Annotated in this window: 9 protein-coding genes; 7 read left to right on the forward strand and 2 right to left on the reverse strand. The window is 47.4% G+C overall.

The features are described from left to right. A partial coding sequence (locus B3180_RS00825; protein ID WP_286842344.1) for a GGDEF and EAL domain-containing protein occupies window positions 1-1,584 on the forward strand: 1,584 nt, incomplete at its 5' end. Between the two features lie 21 nt (window positions 1,585-1,605). On the opposite strand, the gene fadJ is transcribed toward B3180_RS00825, so the two are convergent. Continuing rightward, on the reverse strand, window positions 1,606-3,732 hold the full coding sequence (gene fadJ / locus B3180_RS00830; protein WP_054487014.1) for a fatty acid oxidation complex subunit alpha FadJ: 2,127 nt from the start codon (window positions 3,730-3,732) through the stop codon (window positions 1,606-1,608). Then, on the reverse strand, window positions 3,732-5,042 hold the full coding sequence (gene fadI, locus B3180_RS00835; protein WP_054487011.1) for an acetyl-CoA C-acyltransferase FadI: 1,311 nt from the start codon (window positions 5,040-5,042) through the stop codon (window positions 3,732-3,734). The genes fadJ and fadI overlap by 1 nt, the downstream gene beginning before the upstream one ends. 211 nt (window positions 5,043-5,253) lie before the next feature. Here fadI and B3180_RS00840 point away from each other — a divergent pair, with 211 nt between their 5' ends. From B3180_RS00840 to B3180_RS00865, 6 genes are all read left to right on the forward strand, one after another. Further along, window positions 5,254-6,210 (forward strand): AAA family ATPase, encoded by a 957-nt coding sequence (locus tag B3180_RS00840; protein ID WP_286842350.1) that lies wholly within the window; start codon window positions 5,254-5,256, stop codon window positions 6,208-6,210. Next, window positions 6,210-7,169 carry a DUF58 domain-containing protein gene (locus B3180_RS00845; protein WP_222236760.1) on the forward strand — a complete coding sequence of 320 codons (960 nt, stop codon included), beginning with the start codon at window positions 6,210-6,212 and terminating at the stop codon, window positions 7,167-7,169. Before B3180_RS00840 ends, B3180_RS00845 begins: the two co-directional genes overlap by 1 nt. Continuing rightward, window positions 7,169-7,645, forward strand: coding sequence for a DUF4381 domain-containing protein (locus B3180_RS00850; RefSeq protein WP_224798012.1), 477 nt, complete (start codon window positions 7,169-7,171; stop codon window positions 7,643-7,645). Before B3180_RS00845 ends, B3180_RS00850 begins: the two co-directional genes overlap by 1 nt. Continuing rightward, the gene (locus B3180_RS00855; protein ID WP_054487004.1) at window positions 7,638-8,621 is read left to right on the forward strand and encodes a vWA domain-containing protein; all 984 of its coding nucleotides are present in this window, start codon (window positions 7,638-7,640) and stop codon (window positions 8,619-8,621) included. The genes B3180_RS00850 and B3180_RS00855 overlap by 8 nt, the downstream gene beginning before the upstream one ends. Then, on the forward strand, window positions 8,618-10,450 hold the full coding sequence (locus B3180_RS00860) for a vWA domain-containing protein (protein ID WP_278358351.1): 1,833 nt from the start codon (window positions 8,618-8,620) through the stop codon (window positions 10,448-10,450). Before B3180_RS00855 ends, B3180_RS00860 begins: the two co-directional genes overlap by 4 nt. Beyond that, a partial coding sequence (locus B3180_RS00865; protein ID WP_286842358.1) for a BatD family protein occupies window positions 10,444-10,961 on the forward strand: 518 nt, incomplete at its 3' end. The genes B3180_RS00860 and B3180_RS00865, both read left to right, overlap by 7 nt.

Genomic DNA, 10,961 nt, shown 5'->3' on the forward strand with positions numbered 1-10,961 from the left:
GAGGTCAACAACGCGTTCGAACGTATTAGTGGTTTTCAGCGCGAGCAAGTCTTGGGGCAAGCATTAACTTTACCCTGCTACCCTGAAAGTTTTGTGAATCAAATAAAGCGTGCCGTCATAAAAGATGGAACATGGCGTGGTGAAGTTACCGACTTAAAAGCGAATGGTGGTGAGTTCCTGATGGAGCTTACTATGGACGCCGTTCGCGATGATAACGGCGAGGTATCCCTTATTGTTGCTAGCTTCTCTGATATCTCTGAAAGGCGACATACAGAAAATGAACTGCGTCGTCTTTCTAATACGGACACTTTGACCGGGTTACCGAACCGCTCGTATTTCCAGGTCAGCCACTCTAATCTGGTTCGGAAGAAGGTCTCTCATACCTTATTACTCTTTGACCTGGATGATTTCAAAAAGATTAATGATTCTCTAGGTCACGAAATAGGTGATGAGCTTCTCTGCCAGGTTGCTGAACGGTTAATGGATATAGGCCGCAGACAGGATACCCTTTACCGTCTGGGCGGTGATGAGTTTGGCCTCCTTATTGAAGACAGTATCGATATTAATTTAATCGGCGATTTGGGTAATCAAATAAACCTTAAAGTAGCAGAGCCTTATTTAATTCAGGATCAGGAAATTGTCATCGGCAGTTCAATTGGTATTGTTCTTTACCCTCACGACGGCCAGACGTCACAGGAGCTTTTACAGAAAGCCGATATGGCCATGTATCACGCCAAGCAGCGTGGCGGAAACTGCTACCAATTCTTCAGTCAGTCGATGAACGAAAACGCAGTTAAACGACTGAAATTGGAGAATGAACTGAGAGCGGCATTAAAAGCCAATAATATTCGAGTGTATTACCAACCTAAAATTGAAATCAGTTCCGGTCACATTGCCGGCCTTGAGGCCCTGGCCCGCATTGAAAGTAGTGACGGCTCTATGATTAACCCAGCGGAGTTTATTCCGTTAGCTGAGGAAACCGGGCTTATAATTCCTTTGGGTGAGGATGTTTTACGTCAGTCCTGCCGTGATATGAAAAAGTTCATGACTTACCCGGGCTCACCAAAAAGTATTGCAATCAATTTGTCAGCTCGTCAGTTCATGCAATCCAGTCTGGCGCTTCAAATTGAGCAAATTTTGCGAGAAGAAGACTTACACCCTCGCCATGTTGAATTCGAAGTCACGGAAGGCATGGTAATGAGTGACCCTGAACGCGCAATTACGATGATGGAAAACTTATCCGATATGGGCGTCAAACTGGCACTGGATGACTTCGGAACAGGTTATTCGTCACTGTCTTACCTAAAGCGTTTTCCAATGAACAGCCTTAAGGTGGATAAGGCCTTTGTCGATGATATTACTATTAACGACAAAGACCGTAATATGGTTGCTTCTATCATCGCTATGGCACATAACCTGGGGTTAAAAGTGGTTGCAGAAGGAGTTGAAACAAAAGCTCAGTTGCAGACATTAAAAAGCCTCAAATGCGAATACATTCAAGGCTTTTATTATGCGAAGCCTATGCCGGCTGACGCATTAATTGAATTTATTGAGCAGCACAACAACATTGCTGCTCAGGTATAATTCTCAGCTTGGTTCTATCCGTTACTGATAAAAACTCCAGCCGTTCTCTACCATCTGTTTAAGTAAAGGTGCCGGGGTGTATCGCTCACCTCTTTCCGAGGCTAGCTTCTCCAGCTTGTTCACTATTGTTTCAAGACCCTGACTGTCCATATAACGGAAAGGGCCGCCCAGGAAAGGTGGGAACCCGATGCCAAAAATTGCACCAATGTCACCGTCACGCGGACTGCGGATGATCTCTTCCTGCAGGCAGTAAGCCGCCTCATTCAGCATCGGTAGCAGGCAAATATCAATAATTTCATCAGCTGACTTACTTTGTTTAGGGTCGATATCTAACAAAGAATAAACTGACGTATCCACCGGTTTGCCTTTCACACCCTTACCGTATTGATAAAAGCCTTTTTGATTCTTCTTGCCCTTGCGGTCATCATCAATCAGCTTTTCAAAAGCATCAGGCGCTTCAAAGCGATCACCCAGTTCTTTCACCAAAACCGGCGCCACTTTTGCCGCAACGTCGATACCTACTTCATCAAGTAAAGTTATAGGGCCTACCGGAAAACCAAATTTCACAAGGGTTTTATCCAGGTGCTCAATAGGTTCGCCAGCTAACAGCAGGCGCGCCGCTTCGTTCATGTATGGCGCCAGAATACGGTTAACATAGAACCCGGCACCGTCTTTTACCACAATAGGTGTTTTCCCCTGCTTTTTAGCCAGGGATACTGTGGTGGCAATGGTTTTATCCGATGTACCTGAGTGCGTAATGATTTCTGCCAATGGCATTTTATCCACCGGAGAAAAATAGTGAAGACCAATTACCTGCTCTGGGCGCTTCGCCGTAGCGGCTATTTGGGTAATAGGCAGCGAGCTGGTATTGGTTGCAAAAATAGTCGACTCAGCGGCATGCTCTTCCACATCAGCAACCATCTTTTGCTTCAGGTTAAGATCTTCAAAAACCGCTTCAATAACCACGTCGGTGCGCTCAAAACCGCTATAGTCAAGTGAGCCACTCAACATCAACATAGTCTTTTCAAGCTCTGCGCGGCGCATATGACGACGCTTAACCTTCTTGTTCAGGCGCTCATAGCTGTAGTGTAAAGCGTTGCTAATTCCGTCTTCGCTAATGTCTTTTATGCGCGCCGGAATACCCGCTTTAGCCGCGGTGACATAAGCAATACCTCCACCCATTAAACCACCGCCTAAGACACCGACCCGTTTTACCGGATCAGGCTCAACGCCGTCTGCGCCGGTTTCCTTCTTCATTTCTGTTGTAGCAAAGAAAATCTGACGCAGTTGATAAGACTCCGGTGTCATTGCCAACTCACCAAAGCTACGGGCTTCTTTGTCTAAACCGGCTTCACGACCGCGCTCAACACCTTCGCGAACTGTCTGAATGATCTTATCAATTGCCGGGTAGTTGCCGTGAGCTTTCTTCTGAGCCTGCTCACCAGCCTTTTTAAAGATAATGTCACGACCAAACCGAGTGGCCTCTAATACCTTACTCATGCCTTTAAGCGGCGGCTTCGTCGACTTAGGCTTGCGCTTCAGCGCGTGCTCTACGGCCACATCTAAAAGAATACTTTGTGGGACAACTTCCGCCACCAGGCCAGCTTTTTTAGCCTGCTTAGCACGCAGCTCCTTACCGGTCAGTATCATAGTCAGTCCTTGCTGAACACCAACCAGTTCTGGTAATCGCTGGGTACCACCGCTGCCCGGCAGCAAGCCTAATTTAACTTCAGGCAGACCTAACGCCGTTTTGCTGTTATCAGTACAAATTCGCACATGACATGCCATAGCCAACTCGAGCCCGCCGCCTAAGCAAGCTCCGTTGATTGCTGCAACCACAGGTACATTCAACTGCTCAATACGATCGAACATAGCCTGCCCTTTTCTTGCCAGACTCTCTGCATCGACCGCGTTTTCGCAGCCATCTATCATGTTGATATCAGCGCCAGCAATAAAAGAGCCGGGCTTGCCACTAATAAACACAACGCCTTTCACTGAGTCATCGCTCTCTAAGCGATTCATCAAACTACCAACTTCTTCTGCAAATGAGTCTTTTAAGGTATTCATTGACTCACCAGGGACGTCTATTGTAACTACTGCAACTCCGTCGTCCCTCACTTCCATAGTGAATGCTTTATCCTGACTCATTATTCTGTCTCCACAATCATTGCTGCACCTAAACCACCAGCGGCACATGCTGTCGTTAAACCAACACCTCCACCGCGACGGCGCAATTCATTCAAAGTTTGCGTGATCATTCTGGTACCGGTGGCGGCAAATGGATGACCATAAGCAATGGAGCCGCCCAGCACGTTAAATTTATCCATATCGATTTCACCAATGGCTTTATCACGACCCAGCTTATCTTTCGCAAACTTGTCGCTCGCAAACATTTTCATGTTCGCCAAGGTTTGCGCTGCGAACGCTTCATGCATATCGATAAGATCCAAGTCGTTAAGCGTCATGCCTGCACGGTCAAGCGCAACCGGTGTTGAATAAGACGGTCCCATCAGCATATCTTCTTCAACCTGCAAAGCGGCAAAAGCGTAGCTGCGTAAATAGCCCAGCACCGGTAAACCAAGTTCTTTTGCCCGGCTTTCGGTCATCATCAGGACCGCTGAAGCACCATCCGTTAAAGGCGTGCTGTTTGCGGCAGTTACTGAACCATGCTTGCGATCAAACACCGGTTTCAATTTAGCCAGTTTATCGACCTGACTTTCGCCACGAATATTATTATCGCGACTTAAATGCTTTTTATAAGGCTCAGGGTAAGCAGTCATCACTTCGTCACTTAACCAGCCTGCCTCCCAGGCAGCATGAGCTTTTTGGTGAGACCTTACCGTTAGCTCATCTTGGTCTGCGCGGCTAATATTATGCGTTTTCGCCATTTGCTCCGCAGTATCCCCCATACTAAGGCCGGTACTGTATTCAGCAATAGCAGGTGGTACGGGCAACAAATCTTTAAAGCCCAGACGCTTCAGGATAGACAACCGCTGCCCCAGGGTTTTCGCTTTGTTCAAATCAACCAAAGCTCTGGCCAGACGTTTGCTCACGCCAATAGGTAATACAGACGACGAGTCCGCACCACCAGCTATACCACCACGGATATGTCCAACGACCATTGCTTCAGCAATATTAACCGCAGATTGAAAACTCGTAGCGCAAGCTCGGGAGATACTATAAGCGTCTGTCTTCACCGGTAAACTTGTACCAAGCACAATTTCACGCGCAATGTTCGGAGCTTCAGGCATCTGGACCACTTGTCCAAATACCAGTTGCTCAACCCATTCAGCTTCAATGCCGGTTTTATTGACAAGTTCCTGAACCACCATCTTTCCAAGATCGACGGCCGGAACCCCATGAAAATCTGTTGCCTGCTTAGCAAATGGCGTTCTTAAGCCTGCTACAAAGGCAATTCGTTCACCATTAACGGTTAGCAAGCGTTGCGCTGCTGTCATAATAATTCCTCACTTCGTAAACCAATACTGGTCTGACCACAAATTATGTTACAAATTCTAGCCCGTAATAGAGCAGATTAAAACCACCGTTTTCGGTAAAGTATGCTGTATAGATTGAAAATTCGGAACAAAGGCAGCATTGTTACTGTCATTCCTATGCGGTACTGACAGCATAGTCAGTTTTCGCCGATAACGACAGCCTGGAGTAAACATGACCGCGACAGCGTTTCAACAGCTACAAAACTATCTCAACCGACAAGTTCTTGGACAGCCAGATTTTACTCAAAATCTGTTAATTGCCGTTCTGGCCGACGGTCACTTACTGGTTGAAGGACCACCCGGCCTTGCCAAAACAAGAGCGGTTCAGGCTTTAGCAAGAGGCATAGAGGGCGACTTTCACCGTGTACAATTCACCCCTGACCTCTTACCGGCCGACTTAACCGGTACCGATATCTTTCGTCCCGAAACTGGACAGTTTGAGTACCAACAAGGCCCTTTGTTCCATAACCTGATTCTGGCTGATGAAATTAACCGCGCCCCCGCCAAAGTTCAATCGGCTTTATTAGAGGCGATGGCTGAACGGCAGATTACTGTCGGCCAGCGCAGTTATCCACTGTCTGACCTCTTCATGGTTTTAGCCACGCAAAACCCGTTGGAGCAAGAAGGCACATACCCTCTTCCAGAAGCGCAACTGGACAGATTTTTGCTGCATTTGAAACTGGACTATCCCGATGCCGAAACGGAACAACAAATACTGCGGTTAACTCGCGGGGAAGCGTTATCCGGAGATGTCGACAAGCCAGTGCCTTTAACTCAACAAGACTTATTCAATGCACGCCAGGAAGTTTTGCAACTGTATTTAGATGAGGCCGTCGAGAACTATCTGGTTCAGCTTATTATTGCAACACGACAACCGCAGCGATACGACCAAAACCTGGCTCAATGGATAGGCTATGGTGCCAGCCCTCGTGCCACCATTGCTCTTGAGCGTTGTGCCAGAGCCAAAGCCTGGCTCGATGGTCGCGACTTCGTAACGCCTGACGATGTTATTAGCGTTTTTCATAACGCCTTGCGCCACCGAATCATTCTAAGCTATCAAGCTGAAGCGGACGGTGTGTCGCACGATCAGGTTCTGGACACGATTTTAAAACTTGTACCGGCACCATAATGTTAAAAGCCGAAGTAGAACAATGGCTAAAACAATTGCATTGTGACGGAATCAGCCCCGGCATTCATGAGCTGCTGTATTATCGCAGTAAAATAAATGCGTTCGCCCGTCATCATAAAAGCCTTCCGCGCTCAAGCCAGACTGGGCCACTGCTCAGTAAGAGTCGCGGCAGAGGTATGGAGTTTGATGAAGTACGGCATTACCAGCCCGGTGATGACATCCGCTCTATCGACTGGCGGGTTACCGCCCGAACCGGTAAAGCACACACTAAGCTTTACCGGGAAGAGAAGGAGCGCCCTGTATTTATTTGGGTCGACCTACCTTTGACTCAATTTTTCGGTAGTCAGTTTATTTTTAAATCAGTGCAAGCTTGTCACCTGGCGGCCGCTCTTGCCTGGCAGGCCCAGCATAAAGGCGACCGCATTGGCGGCTTAGTGGGTAATGGCTGGTTGCATCAGGAGCTCAAGCCCGTTGCCCGCCAAAAAGGCGTTTTACGCTTATGTCATGCACTGCTTGAAGTTCACGGCGACAGCTTTACGCGTTGGAAAAACAAAGAAAAACAGAAACCGAATGCGCTTGAAGAAAATTTAAAGCGTTTACGACAGTTAGTTAAGCCCGGCAGTACCATTTATGTCATTAGTGACTTTTATGGTGCCAGCGAAAACTTTCTGGATGGCTTACGCGTTCTCTCCCAACACAATTCGGTTCGCTGTTTTTCAGTTTATGACCCCATGGAGCATGAGTTACCTGAAGGTTATTCATCTCATCCATTGGCTATCACAGATGGCCAGCAGCAAATTAATGTGAACCTGGCTAACACCCAGCAAAGAGCAACTTATCACCAGGCAGCACTCAAGCGCTGGCAAAATATTCAGGAAGCCTTCCGTAAGCGCAAACTGTCATTAACCTCAGTATCAAGTGCCCTGCCACTAGAGCAACAATGGACGGAGGTGACCTGATGCAGCAGCCGTCTTTAAAGCAGCTTAATGACATCATTGAACCAGGTCAGGCTGGCTGGTGGCCCCCCTCCTGGCTAACTATCGCTGTAGTAGCAACCCTACTGGCAGGTGTGTTGGTGCTAGCGACCGTTCTGTTTCACCGCTGGCAAAAGTCCAAAGTACGTAAAGCAGCAATGAAACAGTTATTACAGCAAAAAGATGCAAATATCGAACAAATAACGGTGCTGCTTAAACGAGCGGCACTGGCGTATTATCCTCGCGAACTTGTCGCCACGAAACACAGCCGCACTTGGCTCGTTTTTCTACTGGCGTCCTTATCCAATAATGAAAGGGCATCTTTTGAACCTTTGCTTCAACAAGCCGATAAAAACTTTTACGGTACTGAAGACAATGACTTCAATCAAAATTACTACCAACTTGCTCGCCTTTGGCTGAGTAAGGACTTGAGCAAACAACCGGGAGTCAGTGATGTTTGAATTTGACTGGCCATGGATGTTTCTTTTATTACCCTTACCTTTTATTGTTTGGAAGTGGTTACCGCCTGTTCGTAAGAACCGTTCAGCCATAAGACTCCCCAGCACTTATGGTCTTGCAGAAAGCAGCCCGGGTTCTGGCAGACGCTGGTTATGGCTTTCCCTTATGAGTTTATGTTGGCTGATGCTAATAGCAGCTGTTGCTAAACCACAATGGTTAGGCGAACCGCTCGCGGTTCGTGCAGAAGGCCGCGAAATAATGCTGGCTGTTGATTTATCCGGCAGTATGGAAATTGCCGATATGCAGCTTGACGGACGTTCCGTCGACCGCTTAACCATGGTTAAGCACGTACTCAGTGACTTTATTGCGCGTCGTGAAGGCGACCGACTAGGCTTGATTCTTTTTGCCGATACAGCCTATTTACAGACTCCAATGACTTACGACCGTAATACCGTAAAGCAAATGTTGAATGAATCTGTACTGGGTTTAGTCGGAGAACGCACAGCAATCGGTGACGCAATTGCTCTGTCTGTTAAGCGTTTTCGGGACGACGACGAGTCAAATAGAGTATTAGTTTTACTAACCGATGGTCAGAATACGGCAGGTAACCTGACTCCGGAGCAGGCGCTTGAACTTGCTCAAGCTTACGATGTTACGATTTATCCAATTGCCGTTGGAGCAGAAGAGGTGGTAGTGGACAGCTTTTTCGGACAACGACGGGTCAATCCCAGCCGAGATCTGGACGTTCCGCTGATGCAAAGTATTGCTAAGCAAACCGGTGGTAAATACTTCCGGGCCCGCAGCACTGACGAGCTTGAAGATATCTATCAACGACTTGATCAACTGGAGCCTATTGCTGGCGACCCACAACAACTTAGACCCAGAGTCAGCCTTTTTTATTGGCCATTGGGTGCAAGCTTTCTTTTATTTATGCTCATTGCTTTGATGCATTACCGCCCCTGGGGGAAAAGTTCATGAGCGAGTTTCATTTATTACGCCCCTGGTGGTTACTGGCATTAATTCCTGTAGGGCTATTATATTGGCGCTTTATTTATAGTCAGGTACATCAAGCTGGCTGGCATCAATGGTTACCCGGACATTTATCAAAGGTATTGGTAAAGTCTGGATCGAAGCCATCGCTATGGCCGGTTCACCGGTTTCTGATTATTGGTATTTTAGCCACACTCGCACTCTCTGGCCCAACCTGGGAAAGGCTACCACAGCCAGTCTATCAGCTTGAGTCAGGCCAGGTCGTTATTATGGATATGTCTCCTTCACTACTTGCCGATGACATATCCCCTGACCGCCTGACCCGAATGAAGTATAAAGCCATTGACTTAGTACGAGCAGGTCTTGACGGAGATACCGGGCTTATTGCTTACGCCGATGATGCTTTTATCATCAGTCCTCTTACGGCCGACAATCGGAATTTAATGAATTTGATTCCGTCGTTGTCGCCGGAAATCATGCCGGCAGCAGGCAGTGAGCCTTTGCTTGCACTGCAGTTGGCTGATGAGCTATTAAGAAACGCCGGTTACCCACAAGGCGATATTTATTGGCTGACAGACGGTATCACCAGCCGTGATCTCAATCCGTTAAGCAGTTACCTACGTTCAATAGAGCACCGCGTTTCAATATTGGCCGTTGGCACAGAAGAAGGCGCCGCAATACGAGACAGCTCCGGAAGACTCTTAAAAGAGAATAATCAAGTTATCATAGCTAAGACTTATCCATCACGACTGGAGGATTTAGCCTCGATTACTGGTGGTGCATTCTCGTCAGTTACCGCTGACAATCGTGATATTGAGAAACTGATCAATCAGCCTCCGCTTACACGTGAAGGAAAAGACATCGAAGATCAGCAACAAGGCGATGCATGGCGAGATATGGGGCCTTATGTCGCGCTCTTTATTCTTCCTATTATGTTATTAAACTGGCGTCGTAGCGGTCTGTTCAGCCCCATTATGCTCGCTATGCTTTTACCACTAGTGAGTTTTAGTCCTGAGCTTTATGCAGCGCAGGAGCCAGCCCTTGAGAAGTACTTCCTTAATCAAGAACAACGTGCTCAAAGGTTTTATCAACAAGAGCAATATGAACAAGCCGCCAACCTAAGCAAAGATCCTTTACGGCAAGGGGCAGCCTTATACCGCAATGGTGACTATGAGGCCGCTGCTGATGTGTTTGCTCAACATTCTTCTCCCGAAGCCCAGTACAACTTGGGTAATGCTTTAGCTCAGCAACAGCAATATGATGCGGCCATCGCAGCATACGAAAAGGCTCTGGAGAAAAGACCTGATTGGTCAGAGGCAGTGGAAAACAAGCAGCTCGTCGAGCAGCTAAAAGAACAAGACTCTGATTCATCTGATGGTTCGGGAGAATCATCAGAAAAGTCCGACTCTCAAGACGACGAGTCAAAAAATGACTCGGAACAAAATGGTAACGAGCAAGACCAGCAAAACAACGAGTCCAATAATAACGATGGTCCGCCAGATCCTGGTAAAGATGGTCAGGAAGATGGCCAACCTGAACAGAAAAAAGACCAAAAAGAAGAGCCGACTGAAGAAAAAGAACAACAGGATAGCTCTGAAAATGAGGGGGCAGAAAATGATGAAGAGTCCACACAACAACTTCAGGAAAAGGTGAGAGAAGGTGAAATTGATCCTGAAAAGGCACAGCAGCTGGAGCAATGGATGAACCGAGTTCCGGATGACCCGAGTATTCTATTGCGTAACAAAATGCTGTTGGAAAGTCAGCGTCGTCGTCAGCGTAGAGCTTCAGAACCGCAGGGAGAAGATAAAAAATGGTAAGAGTATGGCTACACACTTTTTTCTTGATCAGTCTATTGCTTGTGAGTCAGCTTGCTCGCGCCGATGTTTCCGAAGTTACTGCAACGGTCGACCGGAATCCCGTCACCGCTAACCAGTCGTTTGTGCTGACAGTGACCATCGACGGTGACGTTGGAAATGACAGCTTCTCCCCATCTAAGTTACTAAAAGACTTTGTCGTCGGAAGAACCTCTGTAAGCCGTCAAACATCAATGATAAACGGCAGACTCAGCAAGCAAACACGGTTTACTACCGTATTAATTCCGCAAGCTGCGGGCGAATACAAAATTCCGGAAATTACCATTGGCGGTGTATCGTCTCAGCCGATAACCATAGAGGTACTGGAAGCCGGAAGCAGTCAGGAAAAAGAACAAGAAACGGCTTTTTTAGAAGCTCAGGTGGATAGCGAGCAAGTTTATCTGCAACAGCCTATTACCTATGTCGCCCGGCTGTTTCTCGCTGCAGACTTAAACAAAGGTAACTTAGTGCCTCC

This window comes from Idiomarina sp. UBA4206 (assembly GCF_002383015.1).
Lineage (GTDB): Bacteria > Pseudomonadota > Gammaproteobacteria > Enterobacterales > Alteromonadaceae > Idiomarina > Idiomarina abyssalis.